Origin of the sequence: uncultured Winogradskyella sp. (genome assembly GCF_947498345.1) — a bacterium.
GTDB lineage: Bacteria > Bacteroidota > Bacteroidia > Flavobacteriales > Flavobacteriaceae > Winogradskyella.
Map to the genome: position 1 here is coordinate 103,195 of NZ_CANMJY010000011.1, position 23,936 is coordinate 127,130.

General features: G+C 33.3%; 23 protein-coding genes and 1 pseudogene. 10 read left to right on the forward strand and 14 right to left on the reverse strand.

The window, feature by feature from the left end:
• Positions 1 to 336: 336 nt before the first annotated feature.
• Entirely contained in the window at positions 337 to 2,667 is a 2,331-nt protein-coding gene (locus tag Q0912_RS14565; RefSeq protein ID WP_299116387.1) for a UvrD-helicase domain-containing protein, read from the forward strand.
• On the opposite strand, the gene Q0912_RS14570 is transcribed toward Q0912_RS14565, so the two are convergent.
• Entirely contained in the window at positions 2,668 to 3,615 is a 948-nt protein-coding gene (locus tag Q0912_RS14570) for a hypothetical protein (RefSeq protein ID WP_299116389.1), read from the reverse strand. It lies immediately after the preceding gene.
• A complete protein-coding gene (locus Q0912_RS14575; RefSeq protein ID WP_299116391.1) occupies positions 3,612 to 4,586 on the reverse strand; it encodes an aspartyl protease family protein in 975 nt (324 codons plus the stop codon). The genes Q0912_RS14570 and Q0912_RS14575 overlap by 4 nt, the downstream gene beginning before the upstream one ends.
• Positions 4,587 to 4,671: 85 nt before the next feature.
• On the opposite strand from Q0912_RS14575, the gene Q0912_RS14580 reads away from it, so the two are divergent.
• The 4 genes from Q0912_RS14580 (at position 4,672) to Q0912_RS14595 (ending at position 10,544) form a co-directional block, all read left to right on the forward strand.
• Positions 4,672 to 5,292 carry an L-threonylcarbamoyladenylate synthase gene (locus Q0912_RS14580; protein WP_299116393.1) on the forward strand — a complete coding sequence of 207 codons (621 nt, stop codon included), beginning with the start codon at positions 4,672 to 4,674 and terminating at the stop codon, positions 5,290 to 5,292.
• Positions 5,293 to 5,331: 39 nt separating this feature from the next.
• The gene (locus tag Q0912_RS14585; protein WP_299116395.1) at positions 5,332 to 6,144 is read left to right on the forward strand and encodes a helix-turn-helix domain-containing protein; all 813 of its coding nucleotides are present in this window, start codon (positions 5,332 to 5,334) and stop codon (positions 6,142 to 6,144) included.
• Between the two features lie 97 nt (positions 6,145 to 6,241).
• Positions 6,242 to 8,857 carry a T9SS type A sorting domain-containing protein gene (locus tag Q0912_RS14590; protein WP_299116397.1) on the forward strand — a complete coding sequence of 872 codons (2,616 nt, stop codon included), beginning with the start codon at positions 6,242 to 6,244 and terminating at the stop codon, positions 8,855 to 8,857.
• Positions 8,858 to 8,888: 31 nt separating this feature from the next.
• Positions 8,889 to 10,544: an NHL repeat-containing protein gene (locus Q0912_RS14595; RefSeq protein WP_299116399.1), complete on the forward strand. Its 1,656-nt coding sequence runs from the start codon at positions 8,889 to 8,891 to the stop codon at positions 10,542 to 10,544.
• Positions 10,545 to 10,563: 19 nt separating this feature from the next.
• Here Q0912_RS14595 and Q0912_RS14600 read toward each other — a convergent pair whose 3' ends face one another.
• Positions 10,564 to 11,775, reverse strand: coding sequence for a multidrug effflux MFS transporter (locus Q0912_RS14600; RefSeq protein ID WP_299116401.1), 1,212 nt, complete (start codon positions 11,773 to 11,775; stop codon positions 10,564 to 10,566).
• Positions 11,776 to 11,858: 83 nt separating this feature from the next.
• Between Q0912_RS14600 and Q0912_RS14605 the strand changes: the two genes are divergently transcribed.
• Positions 11,859 to 12,305: a DinB family protein gene (locus Q0912_RS14605; RefSeq protein WP_299116403.1), complete on the forward strand. Its 447-nt coding sequence runs from the start codon at positions 11,859 to 11,861 to the stop codon at positions 12,303 to 12,305.
• A 3-nt stretch (positions 12,306 to 12,308) separates the two neighbouring features.
• A complete protein-coding gene (locus tag Q0912_RS14610; protein WP_299116405.1) occupies positions 12,309 to 12,839 on the forward strand; it encodes a GNAT family protein in 531 nt (176 codons plus the stop codon).
• Between the two features lie 20 nt (positions 12,840 to 12,859).
• Here the strand turns inward: Q0912_RS14610 and Q0912_RS14615 are convergent.
• Positions 12,860 to 13,151 (reverse strand): annotated as a pseudogene (locus Q0912_RS14615) (winged helix-turn-helix transcriptional regulator).
• A 101-nt stretch (positions 13,152 to 13,252) separates the two neighbouring features.
• Between Q0912_RS14615 and Q0912_RS14620 the strand changes: the two are divergent.
• Positions 13,253 to 13,927: an NAD(P)H-dependent oxidoreductase gene (locus Q0912_RS14620; protein ID WP_299116407.1), complete on the forward strand. Its 675-nt coding sequence runs from the start codon at positions 13,253 to 13,255 to the stop codon at positions 13,925 to 13,927.
• A 72-nt stretch (positions 13,928 to 13,999) separates the two neighbouring features.
• On the opposite strand, the gene Q0912_RS14625 is transcribed toward Q0912_RS14620, so the two are convergent.
• From Q0912_RS14625 to Q0912_RS14650, 6 genes are all read right to left on the reverse strand, one after another.
• Positions 14,000 to 15,541 carry an acyl-CoA carboxylase subunit beta gene (locus Q0912_RS14625; protein ID WP_299116409.1) on the reverse strand — a complete coding sequence of 514 codons (1,542 nt, stop codon included), beginning with the start codon at positions 15,539 to 15,541 and terminating at the stop codon, positions 14,000 to 14,002.
• Between the two features lie 7 nt (positions 15,542 to 15,548).
• Positions 15,549 to 16,988: an acetyl-CoA carboxylase biotin carboxylase subunit gene (gene accC, locus Q0912_RS14630; RefSeq protein WP_299116411.1), complete on the reverse strand. Its 1,440-nt coding sequence runs from the start codon at positions 16,986 to 16,988 to the stop codon at positions 15,549 to 15,551.
• A 1-nt stretch (position 16,989) separates the two neighbouring features.
• Entirely contained in the window at positions 16,990 to 17,466 is a 477-nt protein-coding gene (locus tag Q0912_RS14635; RefSeq protein WP_299116413.1) for an acetyl-CoA carboxylase biotin carboxyl carrier protein subunit, read from the reverse strand.
• A 74-nt stretch (positions 17,467 to 17,540) separates the two neighbouring features.
• Positions 17,541 to 18,227 carry a PrsW family glutamic-type intramembrane protease gene (locus Q0912_RS14640; protein WP_299116415.1) on the reverse strand — a complete coding sequence of 229 codons (687 nt, stop codon included), beginning with the start codon at positions 18,225 to 18,227 and terminating at the stop codon, positions 17,541 to 17,543.
• Positions 18,224 to 18,775, reverse strand: a complete 552-nt coding sequence (locus Q0912_RS14645; RefSeq protein WP_299116417.1) for an NUDIX domain-containing protein — start codon at positions 18,773 to 18,775, stop codon at positions 18,224 to 18,226. Before Q0912_RS14645 ends, Q0912_RS14640 begins: the two co-directional genes overlap by 4 nt.
• A 191-nt stretch (positions 18,776 to 18,966) precedes the next feature.
• Complete coding sequence (locus Q0912_RS14650) at positions 18,967 to 20,055, reverse strand: M42 family metallopeptidase (protein WP_299116419.1); 1,089 nt, start codon at positions 20,053 to 20,055, stop codon at positions 18,967 to 18,969.
• 123 nt (positions 20,056 to 20,178) lie between these two features.
• Between Q0912_RS14650 and Q0912_RS14655 the strand changes: the two genes are divergently transcribed.
• Together Q0912_RS14655 and Q0912_RS14660 are read left to right on the forward strand one after the other, a co-directional pair.
• Positions 20,179 to 20,892, forward strand: a complete 714-nt coding sequence (locus Q0912_RS14655) for a DUF4294 domain-containing protein (protein WP_299116467.1) — start codon at positions 20,179 to 20,181, stop codon at positions 20,890 to 20,892.
• Positions 20,893 to 21,519: a hemolysin III family protein gene (locus Q0912_RS14660; protein WP_299116421.1), complete on the forward strand. Its 627-nt coding sequence runs from the start codon at positions 20,893 to 20,895 to the stop codon at positions 21,517 to 21,519. It abuts the gene before it with no gap.
• Here the strand turns inward: Q0912_RS14660 and Q0912_RS14665 are convergent.
• The 4 genes from Q0912_RS14665 to bla are packed head-to-tail and all read right to left on the reverse strand — an operon-like array spanning position 21,516 to position 23,823.
• On the reverse strand, positions 21,516 to 21,983 hold the full coding sequence (locus Q0912_RS14665) for a DUF1572 domain-containing protein (RefSeq protein WP_299116423.1): 468 nt from the start codon (positions 21,981 to 21,983) through the stop codon (positions 21,516 to 21,518). The genes Q0912_RS14660 and Q0912_RS14665 overlap by 4 nt on opposite strands.
• 6 nt (positions 21,984 to 21,989) lie before the next feature.
• Entirely contained in the window at positions 21,990 to 22,493 is a 504-nt protein-coding gene (locus tag Q0912_RS14670) for a cupin domain-containing protein (RefSeq protein ID WP_299116425.1), read from the reverse strand.
• The gene (locus Q0912_RS14675; protein ID WP_299116427.1) at positions 22,490 to 22,981 is read right to left on the reverse strand and encodes a hypothetical protein; all 492 of its coding nucleotides are present in this window, start codon (positions 22,979 to 22,981) and stop codon (positions 22,490 to 22,492) included. The genes Q0912_RS14670 and Q0912_RS14675 overlap by 4 nt, the downstream gene beginning before the upstream one ends.
• Positions 22,982 to 23,022: 41 nt before the next feature.
• The gene (gene bla, locus Q0912_RS14680; protein ID WP_299116429.1) at positions 23,023 to 23,823 is read right to left on the reverse strand and encodes a subclass B1 metallo-beta-lactamase; all 801 of its coding nucleotides are present in this window, start codon (positions 23,821 to 23,823) and stop codon (positions 23,023 to 23,025) included.
• Positions 23,824 to 23,936 lie beyond the last annotated feature (113 nt).

Here is a 23,936-nt window from a genome sequence, read left to right on the forward strand (position 1 = left end):
AACTATAAATAAAGGATATAATTTTGTTTCGTAGAGTGCACCTTCAAAATATACTTGATTCTTGTATAAGAATTTTAATAAAAAGTGATCTGATAAAAGACCATGGCGCATTTTCATTGCATAACGAGTATTGTCTGATAAAAATAAAGTAGAAAGATATATAAAGCCTAATAGGCTAAGGTTTATTAAAATAAATTTTTTCATTTTCAAATATAGAGTAAATAGCATTAAATAGATGTCTCATTTTTTGCTAACATCTTGTTTATAATTATTGGTCTTTAAATATGGAAAAACCTAAGACAATACGTAATTTCACAGTTCGAAAAAATTTAACTTTTGGAAAAGTATTTAAGTCAACTTAATGAGGCTCAATTAGCACCTACCATCCAGAAAGATGGCCCAATGATTGTCATTGCTGGCGCAGGTTCTGGTAAAACACGTGTGCTAACGTATCGAATAGCTTATTTAATGAGCCAGGGAGTAGATGCGTTTAATATTTTAGCATTGACGTTTACCAATAAAGCTGCTCGCGAAATGAAGGGCAGAATCGCCGATATTGTAGGTGATGGTGAAGCCAAAAATCTTTGGATGGGTACATTTCACTCCGTGTTTGCTAAGATATTAAGATTCGAAGGTCATCATTTAGGTTTTCCGAGTAATTTTACGATATACGACACGCAAGATTCCCAAAAATTATTAGGCTCCATTATTAAGGAAATGGGTTTAGATAAGGATATATACAAAACCAAGCAGGTTTATAGTCGAATATCGTCTTATAAAAATAGTTTGATTACTGTTAAGGCTTATTTTAATAATCCAGAACTTATAGAGGCCGATGCTATGGCACGTCGTCCCAGAATGGGAGACATCTATGCAGCATATGTAGATCGCTGTTTTAAAGCTGGTGCTATGGATTTTGATGATTTATTATTAAGAACCAATGAACTACTGACACGTTTTCCTAACGTTTTAGCACAATACCAAAATAAATTTCGTTACATTTTAGTAGATGAGTATCAGGATACTAACCATTCTCAGTATTTAATTGTACGCGCATTATCAGATCGTTTTCAAAATATTTGTGTGGTTGGTGATGATGCGCAAAGTATTTATGCTTTTAGAGGTGCAAACATCAATAATATTCTCAATTTCCAAAAGGATTATGATGATGTTAAAGTCTATCGTTTGGAGCAAAATTACCGATCAACAAAAATGATCGTCGGTGCTGCTAATTCTGTGATTGAACATAACAAAACCAAGCTCGATAAAATTGTTTGGACTGCCAATGAAGTAGGTGATAAAGTAATTGTACATCGTTCTATGACTGATGGTGATGAAGGGCGTTATGTGGCGAGTACTATTTGGGAAACCAAAATGAATCAACAATTGTCTAATAGTGATTTTGCGGTATTATATCGTACCAATGCGCAATCGCGTGCTATTGAAGATGCGCTAAGAAAACGTGATATACCATATAGAATTTATGGTGGGTTATCATTTTATCAGCGTAAGGAAATTAAGGATATTACGGCATATTTGCGTCTAATTTTAAACTCGTCTGATGAAGAAGCTTTAAAACGTGTTATTAATTATCCGGCAAGAGGTATTGGTCAAACCACTATAGATCGTTTGGTAGTTGCAGCAAATGCATCAGGTAAAACGATGTACGATATCATGGAGAATATTGATAATGAGACTATCAATATTAATAAAGGCACTAAAAATAAGCTCAGAGATTTTGTAACGCTTATTGAGAGTTACAAGGTAATGAACCAAAATGCTAATGCTTTTGAGTTGGCAGAACATGTTACTAAGACCAGTGGTTTAATTAGAGAGTTAAATAAAGATGGTACACCAGAAGGGGTTACCAGAATGGATAATGTTCAGGAATTATTAAATGGCATCAAGGACTTTGTGGAAGGTCAAATAGAGTTAGCTGATGCTGGCGATTCTTTAGCAGAATTTCTCGAAGATGTAGCTTTAGCCACAGACTTAGATGGTGATAAGGGTGATCCTAATCATGTAGCTTTAATGACCATTCACTTGGCAAAAGGTTTAGAGTTTCCTCATGTTTTTATTGTTGGTATGGAAGAAGATTTATTTCCTAGTGCCATGAGTATGAATACCAGAAGTGAGCTTGAAGAAGAACGTCGCTTATTTTATGTGGCTTTGACCAGAGCAGAAAAGCAAGCGTATTTAACTTATACAGTTTCCCGTTACAGATGGGGGAAACTTATTGATGCAGAACCAAGCCGATTTATTGAGGAAATAGAGGATGAATACCTAAATATTACGACTCCACTTAAGGAGCAACGTTTTAATCCAATGCTAGACGCTTCAATATTTGGTGATATTGAACCAAATAAAATACGATTTGCTAAGCCTAAATCACCAAAGTTTAAAAAGAAAGAACCAAAAAAGAAACCTGAAAATTTTAAAATTTCTACTCCTAAAAAGTTGAAGCCCGTCAGTAAATCTAACGATACATCAAACCTGTTTGATAGTAAACTGACAGTTGGTAACGTCGTAAACCATCATCGATTTGGAAGAGGAGAGGTCATGAAAATTGAAGGCAAGGGTGGTGATTTAAAGGCAGAGATAAAATTTAAAAATGGAGATACTAAGAAATTATTATTACGCTTTGCAAAGCTTGAAGTGATTAGTTGATTACTTAACCATACATACAGAATTTATATGACCTTTGCCATCATACTCCTTAACTGTATTGTAAGGATCAGTAATCCATTTACCGTCAATAATAAATTTGTAATGATATTTTCCACCAGATAGTCTTACACTATAGGTCCAACAATCGTCTACTTTTTCCATTTCGTAATTTTCTTCGGACCAATCATTAAAATCACCACTTAGTACTACGGTTTCGGCATCTAGAAAATCACATAATATGAATTCAACATTTTTTTGAACATCAATAACAGAATTATAACCACCAAATTCATTTTTAATTTTTGAAGGATTTTGCGGGTCTTCTATCCAATGATGGTTATCTATAATAAATTTGTATTGGTATACATCGGGTCTTAGTTGTAGCGTTACTTCCCAGCCTTCGTCTGTGGGTTTCATTATAAAACCAGATTCATCCCAACGGTTAAAAGTACCAGATAGTATAACACTTTCGGCATCTTTAAAACCTTTAAGCTTAAAACTTACATTTCCATATTCCGTGGCAAATGCACTATATAATTTTAAGTTATAAACCATGAGTTTATGACCTTTGTAATCTCTGGCATCTACAATATTTTCAAAATCACTGGAAGGTTCTGCCCAATGCTCGCTATTAACAATGAACTTAAATTCCCAATCAAAATCTGAAGTAAATAGTGATAAACTTTTTCTTAGTTGATATATAGAGTCATTGACTTTATTCATCTCCCATTGATCCTTTGCCCAATTGTTGAATTCTCCTGAAACATAGACATTATCTACAGTTTTACCATTGTTTTTAATGTTTGGATAATCATCAATGTTGAATATAAAAATAACATCTTCTCCTTCTATTGTATAGCCTTTAATAGTATTGTCTTGAGCATAACTATTAAATGAAAAAAACAGAAGAAAAATTAAAGAGTGAAAATATTTTAATTTGATTTTCAAGGTTTTATTATTGGACTCTTAATAAAATAGAGCTTCTTCTTTTTGTAATTAATAATGGTTCTTTTTTGAGCGAAGAATTCAAAACCTAATATACCATCGAGGTTTGTGCCAAAAGCATTGTTCATTTTTCTTAAATTGGTAATCACAGTTTTCATTGGTCCAAAGTAAATTGAATCGTTCAATTTTACTCTATACAATTTCCCTGCCAAAACTTTTTTCTTTTTACCGCTAGCCCCTGTGAGTTTTAATTCTTTGCTAGGATAAAAATAGGCTAAAATTTCTGAATTAATGTTTTTATTGAGCTGATTATACTCTGCAGCAGTGTCTAAACCAAATTTAACTTTATTGTTACCAACAAAAGCTTCTAAAATTATGCTATGTTTTTTAAGTTCAAAATCTATACTATCATTAATGGCTTCTGCATATACCTTATTGGATAGTTTGTCACCGTTTTTATCAATTCTGGTTAAGGTTAATTGATTTAGGTGCATATCAATAAAAACTTCGAAATCTTTTAAAATGCTGTAACCAATAATGCCTAATAATCTAATTTTCTTTGCTTTTTCAATATGGGAAAGATCAATTACATCTGCATTAAGTTTTTTTAGGCTAAGTCTATTAAAACTTAAAGAATCTAAATGTTTTTCTTTAATATTTTCTATAGCTCTATGCACGCCACTCTTGCTTTTTCCATCATCTCTGTACTTACGGGTAGGTTTAAAATGCTGACTATTAAGAATAAGTGATTCAGATCCTGTATCTATAATAAAATTACCTTCTTGGTTAAGGAGTTCTACCTGTACAACTATAAGTTGGTCAATAATCTTAAACGGAATACGCGTAGTTGTGGCATTAACTATTTCTGCCTTAGTGAAAATAATTGGTGGTTTGGCTTTAGGCGGCACTGCTTCAGTAGCAAAAAGCTTTGCCGAAAAAAATAGGATTATGATGATTTTGATTGATTGATGCATACAATATAGACTGCAAGTTAGGTGCTAATGTTACAGTATTGATAAAAATTATATTTTTTTTAGCATTTATATGTATATTTAATAAATGGCAGAATTCATTAAAATATATCCCGAAAACCCTAATCCCAAAGAAATTCAGAAAGTTGCAAAAATTCTGAAAAATGGTGGATTAGTGATATACCCAACCGACACGGTTTATGGTTTGGGATGTGATATTACTAATATTAGGGCTTTAGAACGCATAGCGAGAATTAAGGGTGTAAAACTCGAAAAATCTAATTTTTCTTTTGTTTGTGAAGACTTGAGTAATCTTAGTGATTATGTAAAGCAGATTAACACAACGACTTTTAAGATTCTAAAACGTGCCTTGCCTGGTGCTTATACATTTATTTTGCCTGGTTCTAAAAATCTCCCCAATCCCTTTAAAAAACGAAAAACAGTTGGTATTAGAGTGCCAGATCATTCTATTGCTTTAGCATTGGTCAATGCGCTTGGCAATCCAATAGTATCTACTTCAATTAGAGATGAAGATGAAGTTATAGAATATACCACAGATCCAGAGCTTATCTTAGAAAAATGGAATAACTTGGTGGATATTGTAATTGATGGTGGTTATGGTGGTAATGAGGCTTCTACAATCATTGATTTGTCTGTTGAGCCTCCTGAAATTGTGAGAGAAGGTAAAGGGAGTTTAGAAATATTTTAATTACTTGCTAATCTTTTATACCTTTAATAAAAAATTGCTGTGGTTAGGTTTTATAAATATAAGCATGGTCACCCTTATGGTGACTATTTGCAAAGCATATGGGCATTAACTAATGAAGAGGGAATTAGTAGGGAGCCTGTAGTATCAGATGGATTTCCAGAAATACTGTTTTTAATTAAAGGATCGATTAAGATTATTATTGGATTAGAAAAATATGATATAAGTAGTCATGCTTATATTGGTATTGTAGATAAAAGCTCTTATTTTGAATTAGCTCCAAATACAATTATCCTCTCTTTTAAGCTTATGCCATGGATGACATCAAATATTATTAATGATGAGGCATATTATTTGAAAAACCAGGTTGTACCTTTGAGTGATTTAAATTATAATAAGTCATTTAATTTAGATGAGATGAACTGTCTGGACTCTATTATTTATTATGTTCTTCATCAGGAATTACCAAAAATCTTCAGTAAGAAAAAAAACATTCCATCTGCGCTTTTGTTTGATATCTTTTCACAATTCGATTCTCTGCAAAAACTGTCTGCCCCAATTAGGAAAGTAGGTAGCTCAAGGTATTTTGAGAAGTTATATAGAACGCATGTGGGTATTAGTCCTATGCGCTATAAGCGATTACTTAAGATTAAAAAATCTACATTAATATTGGCAGAACATCAGGATGTAAAAATAGAGCCGTTGGCTTTGGCTTTAGGATATTATGACCTGAGTCATTTTTATAAGGATTTTTCTGTTTTTACTAATCACACACCTAATGAATTCAAAACGAATTGCCATCAGTCTATATTATTAGAAGATAATAATTATATCGGTCAATATCTTTATTCATAATACATTTCTCCTTTTATTCGCTTTTTTACAATAGCAAGCTGGTAATAGTGCTTTTCTTTGTATAGAAAAGAAAAATTATAACCATTTAAAGATTGCTATGAAAAAAATTCTACAATTAGGGTTTTACACCCTCTTTATCATTAATATTAATGTACAACAGGCAGAGTCTCAAAATATAGAAACTATACCTGTTGCGATACTCGAACGGGATGACTATTATAACCAATTATTAAACAGTGTAGAAAATGACTTGAGTCAATTAAAAGGCTCGGGTTATATGCAATATATGAGAGAGAGGTGGTTTTATGAACAACGAAGAAATGCTGATGGAATAAGTAATGTAAAAGATAGATGGAATATATTTCAGAGTATAAGAGAATTAGGTGAACGCTCTGGTACAGGACCTATGGCTAATTGGCAAAACATTGGGCCTATTGATATGGATGGTCATGGAGGGAGAATGATTTCTCATGCTTTCGACCCTATTGTACCTGATGTTATTTGGGGTGGATCAGCTTCGGGAGGATTATGGCTTTCTGAAGATGCTGGGGATAATTGGGTGCCAATGACAGACAATATTCCTTCTACAGGAGTTGGAGCAGTGGTTGTAAAACCTGATGATAGCGATATAGTTATTATTGGTACAGGAGAAGGGTATTCCTCACCTGGTATTGTACTTAAAGGTGGTATAGGCGTATTTAAATCTACAGATAGAGGGTTAACTTGGTTGCCTACCAATTTTAGTTTTTCTAGTGCTTTGGGTGTCTCAGTTCTAAAAATAGCTTGGCACCCCACAAACACTAATATTTTATGGATGGCAGCAACAAATGGGTTGTGGAAAAGTATAGATGGTGGTGATAACTGGGCAGTAGTGCTTGGTGATGGTACCAATCATCAAAATTTTATTTTTAATGATATTATAATTCAAAATGATAATCCTGATGTCATCTTTGTAGCTAGAGAAAATGTTGGCATCTATAAATCTATTGATGGTGGCAATAACTTTTCACTTTTAAGTAATGGCTTACCAAGTAGTAATATTAATTTTATTAGTATAGATCAGAGCATGTCTAACCCAAATGTGCTATATACTAGTATTACAAGGGCAAATGATACGGGATTACTTGGTGTGTATAAGTCTATTGATAATGGTGAGAATTGGTCCATATTAAATAATGCGCCAGACGCTTTTTGTATTGTTAACAGTCTAGGCCTTTTTTGCCAGGGATGGTTTAATAATACAATAGCAGTATCACCTGTAGACCCTGACCTGGTGTTTTTTGGCGGTATTTCTTTTTGGAGAAGTAGTAACGGAGGAATGACTTGGCAACAAAAAGATAGAACAGCTTGTTCTACTTGTACAGATACACCAGTTTGTATGACCTACGCCGATCATCACGATTTAGGATTTGATCCTCATAATCCTAGTACAGTATATACATTTAATGATGGTGGTGTTTCAAAAAGCACAGATAATGGTTCTTGTTGGAGCAATGCTAACAATGGCTTAGTAAATGCTCAATTTTTATCGGTTGGTTCTGGCCGGTCAAATACTAATATTGTAATTGGTGGTTTATGGGATCATGGTCTTCAAGGTGCTAATATTGGAAATGGTCTAAATTGGGAGAGATGGGGATTTTTTGATGGTGTTAATGTAGCTGTTGATGTGGTTAATCCAAATAACTTCTATGGGACATGGATTAATGGAACATATTGGAAGTCTTCAAATGGAACAAACTCATTTGCTTCCCAAATAACTGGCGGAATGAATCTTAATGAAAATACAAGTAATCATTTTGCACCACTTCGTATGCATCCGTCTAACCCAAATATATTGTTAGGGTCTACACAGCAAGGGCTTTATAAAAGTAGTAGCGCTGGTGTATTTTGGCAAAAAAATCTAAATGCTGCAATAATTACAGATTTAGCATTCAGTCAGGCAAATCCAAGTGTATGCTATGCTGCAGCATGGACAAATGCTTCGTGGACCGTTTATCGAAGTAATGATACTGGCGAAACATGGCAACCCACAATGAGTGCACCAGGATGGAGAATGACAGATATTAAAACAAGTGGATTGAATTCTGACACAGTTTTTATAAGTCGTAATAGTATTAATTCAAATACTCCACATATATATAAGACCATTAATGGAGGTGATTCTTGGTCATCTATACAAGGGGATTTGCCAGATATTCAAGTTAATGCTATTGCCGTTGATTTAACAGATGATGATATTATATATGCAGCAACAGACTTGGGGGTTTATATAACTATTAATGGAGGTGCAAACTGGACAGAGTTTAACCATGGATTACCCATAACTTTTGTCACAGATATTGAGTATAATCCAGTAGATAGTAAGTTACGAATCGCAACATTTGGTAGAGGTATATGGATATCTGATGCTTACAATGTATTAAGTGTAGAAGAATATGAAGGTTTTAATGATATTTCAATTTTTCCAAACCCAGTAAGAGATAATAAAATATCGATACGCTTTCAAAATGGAATATTTCCAGAAGATATTACAATAGAAGTTCTCAATTATTTAGGGCAACAATTACATAGCTTTAATAATGAAGACCTAGACTTTATAGATAACCAAACAATTGAGATTAGAAGCTTTGGCTTTAATAAAAGTGAAGGTATATATTTCTTGAGGATAAGCTCAAGCAATAAATCTGTTGTTAAAAAACTTATAAAAGATTAGGTTTTATTGCCTATGATTAAATGTCTTAATTATGAAAAAGAGAATTTTTATTTATTTATCAGTACTATTTATCTCCTGTGGGAGTGATGATAGTTCTGATGATGGGCAAGACATTAGCCCTTTATCACCTGTTACATCAATAATCGTTAGTGATGTTACTAATAATGGAAATGCTTCAGATATCAGCATTAATTTTAGTGACAGTTCACAAAATAATTTATTGGCTTATAGAGCATTTGTTCTCAATGTAAATGATAACTTATCCTTAGACGAGGCTTTAGATTTACCAAATAGCGTTTATCATGAATTTTTAACTGGTAATACTATTACTCTACCCCCAAGTCTTTTAGCTGTTGGTGGAAGTTCTATTTCAGAGGGAGTTGAGTACAAAGTTGCCATACTTTCATTACATAGTTTAGATATAGATTTTAGTGTTTTATCGTCTTTTTCTGAAGAATTTACTTTAGTAAACACAGACTTATTACCGTTAGAGCCTGTAACATCTATAGCTATAATGGATAACACAAATAATGGAAATGCATCAGATATAGATCTAAGCTTTCAAAGCAACCAATCTTCAGAACTATTAGCTGGTTATAGAATTTTTGTTTTAAAAGATAATGCATCTATAGACTTAAATGAAGCTTTAAGCAGTCCGTCTGAGCAATATGCGCAATTATCAAGCTCAGAAAGTCAGGTGATTTTAGAAAGCACTTTGAAGGATACCGATGGCGATGACATTGTAGAAAATCAAAACTATAAAATCATTGTATTGTCTGAGCATTCAAATGAGAATTCTCTAAGTGCTTTATCTAATCCTTCACCTACATTTACTTTAGAGAGAACAAATTTGATGAGCACTTTAGTACCATCAATTAATATAGGTACTGGAGGAGTATCTGTTGATGAAAATGGCGTTATTTATGTAGCTGATTTTGGAATAGCTTTATCAACTGGTAATGGGTCGAGAGTTATGGCTATAACACCAGAAGGTAATGTATCGACCTTTATTTCTGGTTTCATGGATGGTGCTTCAGGAAATCATATAGATGCGCAAGGTAATTTTTATCAGTCACACCAATCTGGTGGTAGAATTTCTATAACGGATACTAATGGTGTAACCTCAAATTTTACTTCTGGTGGGGTACTATCTGCACCAATTGGTATAGCTATTGATTCTCAGAACAACCTTTTTGTTGCAAATTGTAATGGAAACAATATCATTAAAATAGATTCTAATGGTAATCAGTCGGTTTTTGCTACAAGTAATCTCTTTTCATGTCCTAATGGAATTACATTTGACTTAGATGGTAATCTCTATGTTGCGAATTTTAGTAATGGCAATGTTATTAAAGTTGATTCTAATGGCTTATCATCTGTTTTTGCTACTGTACCTGGTAATAATAATGGTCATATTATATTTTCGGATAACAAGTTCTATGTTGTTGCCAGATCAGCTAATCAGATATATGAAATAGATTTACAATCAAACCTTACACTTTTAGCAGGGAATGGTACAAGAGGCTCTGTAAACGGAGCAGCTCTTAATGCTAATCTATCTTTGCCTAATGATCTAGATATTAGTCCAGACGGCACTAAATTATATATTAATGAAGTTGCTAATTTAGGTGGAACTACTCTTAGTCCATCGAGAATAAGGGTAATACATTTAGATGCAGAAAACTAAAGTTGTATATAAAAACCAATTATATGACTTTAGTTAATTTTGAAATGCGGCTACTATTGTAATAGAATAAAACCAATGAAATTATTCCGCAAACCAAAAAGCCTATAAACAAAGGAGTTACAGAGCCTGTTACAAAGCTTCCTATATAGTTGGCTATAGGTACAGCCATTACTGTAGAAATAAAACCATTTAACGCAGAACCTATACCTGCAATATGTCCCATAGGCTCCATGGCTAAAGCACGTAGGTTTCCAAATAAAAACCCAATGGTGAAAAACTGAATTGAAAAAAATGTAATTAAAACTTCTATACTTGGATTGTGACCTGAATAGAATATAAGTATAAAAATTAATGATGTAATGATAAAACTCCATATCGCAATATGTACAATACGTTTCATACCAAATCTTACAACCAATTGACTGTTAAAAAATGTGGCTAAGCCTACTGAGATTGCTAAACTTGCAAATATTAATGGAAACTCTTCTGCTAAATCATATTGTTTTTCAAAGATTTGTTGAGACGTACTTAAATACACCATAAAAGACCCGGTAATAAAACCAGAAAGTAGTGTGTAAATTACTGCAGATCTAATCTTAAAGAACTGTACTGTGCCTGTTTTAAAAATAGACAGTCGGTATGGAATTCTATATTTGTCTTTTAGGGTTTCGGGTTGCCTTAACCAAAACCAAATTACAACCAGAATTCCAAATATTAAATTGAATGTAAAAATAAATTGCCAGTTGTAATGATTCATGAGAAATTGCCCTAAAGTAGGCGCAACTACAGGTACTAAAATAAATACCATCACTACAATAGATAGTATCTTAGCCATATAATCCCCATCATAAGAATCCCTAACCATAGCTATACACATGGTTCTGGGTGAAGCCAAAGCTATACCTTGCAATATGCGTCCAAATAACATCACTTCAAAGCTTTTTGTCGTTACACAGATTATAGATGCAATGACAAAAAGAACAAAACCAACATAAACAATAGGTTTGCGACCAAAGCTATCTGATAAGGGACCAAAAATGAGTTGGCCAATACCAAGACCTAAAAAAATTGAGGTAATTAATTTAGGGTTTTCACTTGGGCTACTAACGCTCAAATAATTTCCTATCATTGGAAGTGCTGGCAATACAGCATCTATTGATAATGCTACAATAGACATTAATGCAGCCATGAGGACTACAAATTCAAATTGGGATCGTTTTTGATTTTGCATAGCGCAAAAGTAAGTCAATTATTGCCTATTTTTGGATAGATGTTATACTAATATCAGATATCAATATTCAATACCAATATAGCATGTTAATAGAAACCTTGATAAGGTTATTTAATAGGGATTTAAATAAGCTTAAAGAAGAAATAAATTTATATAAGGACGAATTTAATCTATGGAAGATAAATGGATCCATATCTAATTCGGCTGGGAATTTATGTCTGCATTTGGTAGGGAACTTAAATCATTTTATTGGAGCTATCCTAGGTGATACGGGCTATGTTAGACAGCGTGATTTAGAATTTTCACTTAAAAATGTTTCTAGAGCAGAAATGATTAAGCAGGTTGATGATACCATGCTTGTTGTCGAATCTGTATTGCATCAATTGACTGAAGCAGATTTATATAAAGAATATAAGATACACGTTTTTAAGAACCCAATGACTACTGAGTATTTTCTAGTGCATTTAACGACGCATTTAGCTTACCATTTAGGGCAGATTAATTACCACAGACGTTTATTAGATAAATAGCATATGACTTTTGATAATTTTAAGATTGAATTATTAAGCGAAAATAGAGGGGAAGCTTTCTATAACTTAATTGATAAGAACAGAATAAGACTTGAAGATTTTTTTGCGGGAACTGTTTCAAAAACAATGACATTAAAAGATACGCTTAATTATTGTGATGAAATACAGCAACGTATTAAAGCAATTAGTTATTTACCTTATATGATTATAGATGTTGATACTGATGAATTTATTGGTCTTGTTGATGTTAAAAACATAGATATGAATGTACCTAAGGCAGAGCTGGGTTCATTTATAGATAAACGTTATGAAGGTAAAGGCATTGTTTCTAAAGCAACAAGCTTGGTCGTAGATCATATTGTTAAAGAGTATAAGTTTATAAAACTATTATGCAGAGCCAGTTCTAGAAATAAAGGTAGTATTGCCGTTATTCTTAAAAATGGTTTTAAACTAGAGGGAACCATTCGTAGAGATTATAAAACAACTAAAGGTGAAATCGTAGATTTAAATTATTACGGTCGTATTTTTGACTAAACTCAAGCCACAGAATTTCCCTAATCTGCAATAGACTGTATTAACGGCACTAAGGTTTTTCCTAATGCAGTGCGTTTGTATTCAACTTTTAAAGAAGGTTTTTTTGTATACACTTTACGCTCATAATTTTGTCTTCTTCGAGTTTTTTTAATTGTAGACTTAAAGTACGTTCAGTAACAGTCGGCATTAGTTTTCTTAACTCGTTGTAACGAAGTGTACCATCCATTAAGTATAATATTACTATTTTCCACCAATAACACCCATAGATAGGCTAGCGCAGCAAGGATAAGTTTTTAAAAGTGTTTCTGCCATATTTTTATACTATCATTTTTGACCGTTATTGCAAAGGTAAAATACTATACTTAGTTTTGTGACTATAAAAAGTATAGTTTTAATTTAATCGTATTTTAAAAATGAAAACACCTAATATTTCTAAACAGGATATTTTAAATGCATTTCAATATAGACATGCCACAAAAGAGTTTGATGAAACACGCAAATTAACAGAAGATGATATCAATTTTATATTGAAAACAGCAAATCTATCACCTAGTTCTTTTGGTTTTGAACCTTGGCATTTTGTGGTAGTTCAAGATAAAGAATTAAGAGAATTACTTAAGCCAGTAGCTTGGGGAGCGTCATTGAAGCTAGATACAGCAAGTCACTTTATTCTTGGTTTAAGTATGAAAGCACCTATGACTAATTGGAATTCAGAATATATCATGCATATGATGAAGAACGTGAAGCAATTTCCAAAAGATGTCATTCAAATGTATTCTAAGTTTTACAGAGAATTTCAAGAAAGTGATTTTAATTTAGATACAGATAAAAAACTATTCGATTGGGCTTCTAAACAAACCTATATTGCTTTAGCAAATATGATGACTTCTGCTGCATTAGTTGGAATAGATAGTTGCCCAATTGAAGGGTTTCATCAAGAGAAAACAGAAGCACTTTTAAAGGAAAAATTTGGTGTAGATACAGATAAATACGGATTATCTTATATGGTGGCTTTTGGCTACAGAAAAGCGGAGCCACCTCATGTTAAAACCAGAAGGAATTTAGATGATATTGTGACTTGGCAGTAGGCTATCAAGATCAAATAACTACAAAACGGTTTGAGAAAAGCTCAAACCGTTTTTATTTTCAATTATATAGTATTACAGAGGAATATTGCCATGCTTACGCTTAGGTTTTACCACTGCTTTATTCTCTAACATAGCAAAGGCTTTTATGAGCTTACGTCTTGTATTATGAGGTAAGATGACTTCATCAATAAAGCCACGTTCAGCAGCACTATAAGGATTTGCAAATAACTCGGCATACTCGGCTTCTTTTTCTTTCCACTTGGCTTCTTTATCATCAGCTACTGAAATGTCTCGTTTAAAGATGATTTCAGCAGCACCTTTGGCACCCATCACCGCAATTTCAGCATTAGGCCATGCAAAATTCATATCTGCTCCAATGTGCTTAGAGTTCATCACATCATAAGCACCACCATAGGCTTTTCTTGTAATAACGGTAACTCTTGGTACAGTAGCTTCGCTAAATGCATATAATAATTTTGCACCATTAGTGATAATGGCATTCCATTCTTGGTCAGTACCAGGTAAGAAACCAGGAACGTCCTCTAATACAAGCAAAGGAATATTAAAACAATCACAAAAACGTACAAAACGTGCTGCTTTAGTAGAACTGTTAACATCTAACACACCAGCTAAAAACATAGGCTGATTGGCTACAATACCAACGGATTTACCACCTAAACGCGCAAAACCTACGATGATATTTTCGGCAAAATCTTTATGAATCTCATAAAAGGAATTCTCGTCAATAATGCCTTCAATGACTTGATGCATGTCATAGGGTTTGTTAGGATTGTCTGGTACAATACTATCTAAAACGTCTCTAACTTCTTCTTTAATTTCAAAAGGAATATGTAAAGGTTTTTCTTTATTACTTTGAGGTAAATAACTTAAGAGTTGTTTTACGTCTTCTAAACACTCTATATCGTTAGATGAGGTTTTGTGTGCCACACCAGATTTTGTAGAATGCACACTTGCTCCCCCTAATTCTTCACTTGTAACCTCTTCGTTGGTTACTGTTTTTACTACATTTGGTCCTGTGACAAACATATAGCTGGTATCTTCTACCATAAGTGTAAAATCTGTCATAGCTGGTGAGTACACAGCTCCACCAGCACAAGGTCCCATTATGGCTGAAATTTGTGGAATAACACCAGATGCCTGAACATTTCTATAAAAAATATCTGCATAACCACCTAAAGAACGTACACCTTCCTGAATACGTGCTCCGCCTGAATCGTTTAAACCAATGACTGGTGCACCAACATTAACAGCCATATCCATAATCTTACAGATTTTTTCGGCATGTGTTTCAGATAGTGAACCACCAAAAACAGTGAAATCTTGAGCAAATACATAAACTAATCTACAATTTACAGTACCATAGCCCGTAACCACGCCATCACCATAGAATTGTTGACCAGACATACCAAAATCTTTTGTTCTATGTGTTACTAAGGCACCAATTTCTTCAAAAGACCCTTCATCTAAAAGGTACATTACACGCTCTCTGGCTGTTAGTTTTTTCTTTTGATGTTGTTTATCTATTCTTGCTTGTCCACCACCAAGTTTGGCTTGTTCAAGTTTATCTTTAAGTGTTTTTATCTTAGAATCCATATAGTTCTTAATTTGGTAATCGTAATATTCTCTGATCTTCTAAATAACGCTTCAATGCAATCTTAGCAGCAATTTCTGCTTCTTTTTTATGTTGCTCTTCCAGAAGGCTAGGTGAGTAGTACTTCTTTACAAAATGTGTATCGAAATTACCACTTCTAAAGGCTTCATGTTCGCAGACAAAGCGTCCAAAAGGTAGGGTGGTTTGCACACCTTTAACATGGTAATTGTCAATAGCTTTAATCATTAATTCAATAGCTTCCTCACGTGTATCACCATAAGTTATAAGCTTAGATAACATAGGGTCATAATAAATTGGAATATCCATACCTTCTTCAAAACCGTTATCCACGCGTATATTTTTACCTACGGGAAGTTGATAGACTTCTAAATTACCAACACTTGGTAAAAAGTCGTTCATTGGATCTTCTGCATAAACACGAAGCTCTAAAGCATGACCATTGATTTTTAAATCTTCTTGTTTGATGTCTAACTTTTCTCCACGAGCTACTTTAATTTGTAATTCTACAAGGTCAACTCCAGCGATCCATTCGGATACAGGATGCTCAACCTGAAGCCTTGTATTCATTTCTAAGAAGTAAAAATTTAAATTTTCATCCAAAAGAAATTCAACGGTACCTGCACCAATATAATCACAAGATCTTGCGACATTAATAGCAGCTTGCCCCATTTTTTCTCTTAGTTCTGGAGTTAAAACCGCTGATGGTGCTTCCTCAACAACTTTTTGATGACGACGTTGTACAGAGCATTCGCGTTCAAAAAAGTGCAAATAATTACCATGCATATCTGCCATCACCTGAATTTCGATATGACGAGGTGAACCAACATATTTTTCAATAAATACAGAACCGTCACCAAAAGCAGAAGTGGCTTCACTAATGGCTCTATTCATTTGTGATTCAAATTCAGATTCATTTTCTACAACACGCATCCCTTTGCCACCACCGCCAGCAGAGGCTTTTATTAAAATTGGAAAGCCAATTTTTTTCGCAATTTTTTTCGCTTCAGTTATATCTGTTATTGCCTCATCAGTTCCTGGTACCATTGGGATATCGTAGCCTTTTACAGTTTCTTTAGCGGCTAATTTGCTACCCATGACTTTAATAGCATGCGATCTTGGACCAATAAATATGACATCATTTTTTTCACACAATTCAGCAAAGTCAGCATTTTCACTTAAGAATCCATAACCTGGATGGATACCATCTACATTTAAGGACTTAGCAACTTCAATAATTTTATCACCTTCTAGATATGATTCACTGGAAGGAGCCGGACCAATACACACGGCTTCATCTGCATATTTTACATGTGGCGCATATCTATCGACTTCAGAAAATATAGCCACGGTTTTAATTCCCATTTTTTTTGCTGTACGCATTACACGAATAGCGATTTCTCCTCTGTTGGCTACTAATATCTTTTTCATACTATTCAAACTCAATTAAAAGTGCATTTTTATCAACTGTTTCCCCTTGTTTTACACTTATAGATTTAATAACTCCTTCTCGTGGTGAATTAATGACGTTTTCCATCTTCATAGCTTCAAGAATCAATAGTGCATCATCTTCATTGACTGTCTGACCTTCTTCAACATTAATTTCAAGAATTAAACCAGGCATAGGTGCTTTAATGTCGTTTACTTTTTTTGAGGCACCAATTTCAAAACCTAAAGCTTCAATTTGTTGATCTAAGACATCATTAATATTGACGTCGTATGTATTGCTATTAACCTTAACGGTGTATTGTTTTTTGTTGAAATCAGCATCTAGAATAGATGCTTTTATAGATGTGCTATCTTGTAAAACGTGATAATTATTTGGTGTTGTCTCAGCAATATCCAGAGTTTCTATACTTTCTTCAGAGACATCGAAATTATAGGAGGAATTGACTTTTATTTTGTACATAAATGATGTGTTATTATAGAATTGCTAATTTAAAACTAAATCAGCAAACAAAATATGAAAAATACCAGCTTATTTTAAGAATCTTCTAAAGACTTAAAATTTGAATTGTTTTGATGCTTTCTAATCGCTTTTCTTGATAGGTATATGCCTATGGCAAGTGAAATAAAGGCACCAATTGAAATACCAGGAATAAATCTTATAAACAAAAAGAAGTCATAAGCGCCATGGAAAAGTACAGCTAAAAACAAACCAGCCATATTGAGCTGAAATCTGTTTTTTGAGAATTTAGCTTTACCCATATAATATCCCATTAATATTCCGAATGTTGCATGTGCCGGAACAGCAGTAAAAGCTCTTAATATAGCAGTTTCAAAACCACCCTGTAATACGTACATAATATTTTCGGTACATGCAAAACCCATAGAAACCATTACGGCATAGATAATACCATCATAAGGTTCATTGAATGCTTTTTTTGGTTGGTTAAAATACTTTACAATTACATATTTACTAAACTCTTCCGCTAGAGCAACTACAATAAAGGCTTGTATGAATTGTTGCCAAACACTATGCTGATTTGTGACGGGAATTAATCGTCCCGTGAACATGTAGAGAATGGTGACTATTAAAATACTCACAATAGCACCAAAAAGGAAACTTGCTAAAAGTAACCCCATAGGCTCTTTTTCATGTTTATCTTGAAAATAGATATAAATGATGATTACCATTACTGGTGCAATTGCCATAAGTAATAAATTCATATACTTAGTTTTTCTTTAATAGCATTCAAAACAAAGCTATAGTAAGCTGTATTAGTTGGTATAAAATGATGATTTAAACTACTTTCTTTGAGTAAGGCTTCATACTCATTAAATGTAACCAATTTTAATGCTTCAACTTCATCTTCCTGAGGTTTTAGTTGGTATAATTCAGTTTTTAGTTCGGAGATATAAACTTGATGGAATTCATTGTCTTGAATAGTTTGATAACTAGTTTCATGAAGAAAAGTTCCAATTTTTATAAGTTCTTTTGCAGCTATTTGTAATCCAATTTCTTCTTTAGTCTCTCTTATTGCAGCTTCAATAAATGTTTCGCCTGCATCAATATGCCCGGCAGCAGATACGTCCCAAAGTAAAGGATAAATTTTCTTTTTATGTGAGCGTTGTTGTAATAAAATTTCACCTATACTGGTATATAACCAAACATGAATGGTATTGTGATACCAGCCATATTTATGTGCTTCAGATTTTAAAGCAGTTCTGCCTGTTGGTTTTCCTTCTGGAGTTACTATGTCTATATATTCGTCCACAGATGTTACTTTATAAATTTGAGTTTAAGTAATTAATAGTTTAAAATCTTGAGTATTATTATTTATGTGGCAAGAAATTCTAGTATAATTATCTCTAAAAGACACAAAAATGTTTTACAGAATGCATATTTCTTATACTTTGTTGAAAATGCATTGATATTTAAAAAGCCTCTAAAAAAGAGGCTTAGGCGTTATTTAAAATAAGAAAACGTTTCTCCGTCCTCTATTTTTAAAAGTGTTTCATAAATAAGTTTTATCACATTCTCAACATCACTTTTATGAACCATCTCTACAGTAGTATGCATATAACGTAGAGGTAAAGAAATTAATGCAGAAGCAACACCACCATTACTATAAGCAAAAGCATCAGTGTCTGTTCCTGTAGCTCTGGAGAGCGCAGCACGTTGAAACGGTATTTTCTTTTCTTCGGCAGTTTCTGTAATTAAATCTCTGAGTTTTTGCTGTACTGCTGGAGCGTATGCAACAACAGGTCCATCTCCAATTTTTGCCAACCCTTGCTTTTTAGGATCAATCATTGGAGTTGTGGTATCGTGAGTAACATCTGTTACTATAGCCACATTAGGCTTTATAGTTTCTGTAATCATTTCAGCACCACGTAAACCGATTTCTTCTTGTACAGAGTTGGTAATATATAAGCCAAAAGGTAACTTCTTTTTGTTTTCATGAAGCAGGCGGGCTACTTCAGCAATCATAAAACCTCCCATGCGGTTATCTAAGGCTCTGCATACAAATTTGTCTTTGTTGAGAATATGAAATTCATCAGGATAAGTAATAACACAACCCACATGAACTCCCATTTTTTCAACTTCCTTTTTATCTTTTGCCCCAATATCAATACAAATATTGTCAGGTTTTGGTGGTTCTTCTTTAGCTCTACTTCTGGTATGTATTGCTGGCCAACCAAAGACTCCTTTTACAATGCCCTTTTTAGTATGAATATTTACAACCTTACTCGGAGCAATTTGGTGATCACTTCCTCCGTTTCTAATTACATACAGTAAACCTTTGTCAGAAATATAATTGACATACCATGAGATTTCGTCAGCGTGTCCTTCTATAACCACTTTATATTTTGCCTTAGGATTTATAACTGCAACTGCTGAGCCATATGTATCTGTAATAAATTCGTCCACATAAGGTTTTAGGTAGTTCATCCAGATTTTTTGCCCTTCCCATTCGTAGCCTGTTGGTGAGGCATTATTTAAATATTTTTCTAAAAAGTCCATCGACTTTTTTGTGAGTAATTGCTTTTTAGCCATTTATAAAAATTTTCTTTAAAAATAATAATATTAATACGAATTTACGGTTAGTGGTTGTATTAATTCTTAATTTTGAAAAGCTATAGATTGTTCTTTGGAACGATTTTGGAAGTGGTATTACGCATGAGACATATTACATATTTATTGTTGTTGTTTTCTACTTTAGTTTTTGCCCAGGTAGACCCTGTTGAGCAAGACTCTACTGTTGTGCACTATATGATTATTGAAGGTGATTCTATACCTGTTACCGAGATAGAGCTCGATGAGGTTTTGATGTTGCCTAATTTAAGTTTTGCTGATAGAGACGCAAGAATCAGATATATTATTCTAAGACGTAAGACCTTAAAAGTTTACCCTTATGCTAAACTTGCAGCAGAACGTTTGGAGACTTTACAAAAGCGATTAGATAAGCTAAAGCGTAAGCGCGAAAAGAAGAAATATGCAAAGGTGATTCAGAAATATATACAAGATGAGTTTTCGGCAGAATTAAAAAAACTGACCAAAACCGAAGGGCAAATCTTAGTTAAACTTATTCATAGACAAACTGGTAAAACCACCTTTGAGCTCGTTAAAGAGTTACGGAATGGATGGAAAGCTTTTTGGTATAATAATACGGCTAGTTTATTTGATATTTCCTTGAAAAAGAAATTTAGTCCAATTGAAGTAGAAGAGGATTACTTGATAGAAGATATTTTGCAACGTGCTTTTCAGAATGAGCAACTTGCGCAGCAAAATGCGGCATTTGAAATAGATTTCTATGCCTGTGTAAACAAATGGTCTAAACCAAAGCGTAAAACAGATTCTAAGATTAAACCTCGCCTTAAGTCTAAACAGTAGATGCGCACACAAACTCAACTCGAAGAGCAATTAAATGCATGGTCGCATGGTATTGGTGCTGCTTTAGGTATTGCAGCTCTGGTTTTGTTGATTGTATTTGCTGATTCAACAAAACCGTGGTGTTTGTTTAGCGTTATTATTTATGGAATCTCTATTATCATTTTGTTTTTGGCTTCAACATTCTATCATGCTGTAAAAGGCGAGAAGCGTAAGCATTATTTTAGGATTGTTGACCATGTTAGTATTTATTTGCTCATAGCAGGCACATACACACCAGTGCTATTGATTTTACTCTTAGATAGTTTAGGCTGGCATTTATTTTGGACAGTTTGGGGAATTGCTGCTTTTGGTGTGATTTTAAAACTCTTTTTTACGGGAAAGTTCGAATTGTTTTCTACATTACTTTATTTAGTAATGGGCTGGTTGATTGTATTTGACTATTCTAATACAGCTAATGCTTTAGGTACAGACGGGGTATTTTGGTTATTCGCAGGGGGATTATTTTATACCGTAGGAATTGTATTTTACGCCATTGAAAGGATACCATATAACCATGTTATCTGGCATCTGTTTGTTTTGGCAGGTGCTATTTGTCATTTTTTTATGATTTTTAACCATGTAATTTAAGATGCGGTTAATATCTTTTTTATAACGGCAATTTGCCCTATATGATAATGGGTATGTTCAATAATCCCTAGTATATTTCTGAAGTATGTACCATATTTTTCTTCAGCCAGAAATGTTTCAAGTATATTGTCTTCAAGCTTTTCGATAAGTAAAATAAATTCTTTAGCTTCATTCCACATTGTGTTTTTAAATTCTTGCCATTGGTGTTCAGAATGTAATGCAGGATAATCAAAACTATATTTATCTCTAATCGTTAAATCACCTCCTTTAAAGACATCCATTGTGCCTTTGAGGTAATAATGGATATGAAAACTTAAAGCTAAAATAGTATTAAAATCATTTACTTTTTTAGTAGCCATGTCTAGTGTCACATCTTCAAGTTTATCTTTAAAATTTGAAGCAGTCCAGTTACCACCAAAATAGACTTGATGTAGGTTGTTTGCAAGATGTTTTGTTGTTTTCATTTATATTTAATGATGTGTCAATTTCGCTATTGTGTTTGATAAATGTGGAAAGATATTTGTTAATTCTTTTTGAGATTTAAGCTCAAAATCTTCAAAACTAAAACCTGGTGATACTGTACATCCTACTAGTGAATAAGTATCTTTTTCTACAACTTCTGCGGCAAACCAACAACCACCAGATACCACAAATTGTGGAACTTGCCCTTTGCTAAGGTCGTTTCCTATAATATGTTCTGAGTGTTCTCCAGCTTCTGTTATTATATGCAATCTTATAGGAGACCCATCGTAAAAGTGCCAGATCTCATCTTGTTTTATTCGGTGCAAAGCAGAAAAATTATCTGAGGTTAGTAAAAAATAGATGCACGTAGAATAATTACGTTCTCCATTATAGCTTTTATCTAAGCTGCCTGCTTTTATAGATCCTACACTTCTATAAGTTTCCTTAAAGTAACCCCCTTCTGGATGAGGTTTTAGGTCTAATTGAGTGACAATGCTTTTAATTGAATTCATATAGTTAGTAATGTTTTATGAGTTTTTGTAAACTCCATGATCCAGTTTGTTTCCCATTCATTTTTTTGTTCGTCAAAATAGGCCTGTTCCCATAGTGCAGTATCAATGGATGGCTTTTTCCAGGTAAATCGTAATTTATAGTCTTTACCTTGGTATTTTTCTTTTCCATAAAATTCTCCGATTCCATTTTTAAACGCTCCGGTTACCTGCTCTTTTAAATAGTTTTCGGGGCTTAAAGTGTCTGCCCAATAGATGGTCCAAATATTTGTATCAGGATTTACCATTCTAATGCTAAAACCAATAAAATCGTCTCCGAAATGCGATGACTTCATTTCGTCCATTAAACCTAGCCCGTTAAGAAAAGGTTTTGTTTCCATTTCTGCAGTAAAAACTATCCATTCCGTACAATTTTTTAGACGCTCTTTTAGCTTTTTGTTTATAACGGTCCATTTTCCTATTAGGAAATCAAAGTTTTGAATTTCAATCATTTAAGTGCTATTTAGCGACGTTTTAATACTTTTTCTAGTAATTAATTATTCGTCTTGTTATTGGCTGTAGGTTTTAAATCAAATAACTCAATTGTATAGTCAAATAATTCTGTGCCTCCCCATTTTCCGTGACCAGGAATAACAATTTCAGCTTTAGGATATCTCATTTTAATTTTACGAACAGTTTCTGACCATTTGTTAGTGTTCGCATCTCCCAAGTACCCCTTGCTTGCACCAATTTTTTTAATCAGGCAACCTCCAAAAATAGCATTGTCTTCTGGAAAATATCCTATAATATTATCTTTAGTATGTCCTTCGCCAAAATACTCTGCATGTACCTTTTTGTTCCCAATATCTAAGGTAAGGATATTATCAAATTCTTTAATTGATTGAGAAGGTTTTTCACCATTGTTTTCAAGTAATTTTATAGTTTTTTTGGAAGCATATGTTTGAATATTATATTTTTCAAATGCTTTTATTCCACCTATACAGTCTTCGTGAAAATGGGTAGGAATAATGGCTACTAATTGACTTTTAAGTGTATCAGTTATAAAATGTATTAATTCTAAAGAATTCTTATAGTTGGTGGGTGTATCAAAAACAATTCCTTTATTTTCATGTATTACTAACATGCCGTTGCATGCTACTTTTCCGTAATCGTCAGTAATTAAAAATGAAGTATGTGCATACACATGGTTTGATAGTTTTTTAATTACCAAATCTTTAGTCTCATATACTATTGTATCATCAATTAAAGTTTCAGTATTTTTATTTGTAGCTCGTTGACATGATATTAAAAGTAATCCTATGAGTACTGAGCATACCAATAAAGGTTTTGGCATGGGTTTTAATCTTTTAGTTGCTAATGGGGTGTTTGTGTATGATCTCGTTTTGTAAAGTTAACAAAAGAAAATTTGCCAGAGGGAAATCCTTAAAACTTTCCGGGTATACAAAG

Coding starts and splice junctions, on each gene's coding strand:
- Q0912_RS14650 (WP_299116419.1), bottom strand. CDS start 20,055: ATGGCTAAAAAGCAATTACTCACAAAAAAGTCGATGGACTTTTTAGAA.
- Q0912_RS14670 (WP_299116425.1), bottom strand. CDS start 22,493: ATGAATTCAATTAAAAGCATTGTCACTCAATTAGACCTAAAACCTCAT.
- Q0912_RS14595 (WP_299116399.1), top strand. CDS start 8,889: ATGAAAAAGAGAATTTTTATTTATTTATCAGTACTATTTATCTCCTGT.
- Q0912_RS14655 (WP_299116467.1), top strand. CDS start 20,179: ATGAGACATATTACATATTTATTGTTGTTGTTTTCTACTTTAGTTTTT.
- accC (WP_299116411.1), bottom strand. CDS start 16,988: ATGAAAAAGATATTAGTAGCCAACAGAGGAGAAATCGCTATTCGTGTA.
- Q0912_RS14575 (WP_299116391.1), bottom strand. CDS start 4,586: ATGCATCAATCAATCAAAATCATCATAATCCTATTTTTTTCGGCAAAG.
- Q0912_RS14640 (WP_299116415.1), bottom strand. CDS start 18,227: ATGAATTTATTACTTATGGCAATTGCACCAGTAATGGTAATCATCATT.
- Q0912_RS14675 (WP_299116427.1), bottom strand. CDS start 22,981: ATGATTGAAATTCAAAACTTTGATTTCCTAATAGGAAAATGGACCGTT.
- Q0912_RS14625 (WP_299116409.1), bottom strand. CDS start 15,541: ATGGATTCTAAGATAAAAACACTTAAAGATAAACTTGAACAAGCCAAA.
- Q0912_RS14605 (WP_299116403.1), top strand. CDS start 11,859: ATGTTAATAGAAACCTTGATAAGGTTATTTAATAGGGATTTAAATAAG.
- Q0912_RS14600 (WP_299116401.1), bottom strand. CDS start 11,775: ATGCAAAATCAAAAACGATCCCAATTTGAATTTGTAGTCCTCATGGCT.
- bla (WP_299116429.1), bottom strand. CDS start 23,823: ATGCCAAAACCTTTATTGGTATGCTCAGTACTCATAGGATTACTTTTA.
- Q0912_RS14665 (WP_299116423.1), bottom strand. CDS start 21,983: ATGAAAACAACAAAACATCTTGCAAACAACCTACATCAAGTCTATTTT.
- Q0912_RS14580 (WP_299116393.1), top strand. CDS start 4,672: ATGGCAGAATTCATTAAAATATATCCCGAAAACCCTAATCCCAAAGAA.
- Q0912_RS14660 (WP_299116421.1), top strand. CDS start 20,893: ATGCGCACACAAACTCAACTCGAAGAGCAATTAAATGCATGGTCGCAT.
- Q0912_RS14635 (WP_299116413.1), bottom strand. CDS start 17,466: ATGTACAAAATAAAAGTCAATTCCTCCTATAATTTCGATGTCTCTGAA.
- Q0912_RS14590 (WP_299116397.1), top strand. CDS start 6,242: ATGAAAAAAATTCTACAATTAGGGTTTTACACCCTCTTTATCATTAAT.
- Q0912_RS14610 (WP_299116405.1), top strand. CDS start 12,309: ATGACTTTTGATAATTTTAAGATTGAATTATTAAGCGAAAATAGAGGG.
- Q0912_RS14620 (WP_299116407.1), top strand. CDS start 13,253: ATGAAAACACCTAATATTTCTAAACAGGATATTTTAAATGCATTTCAA.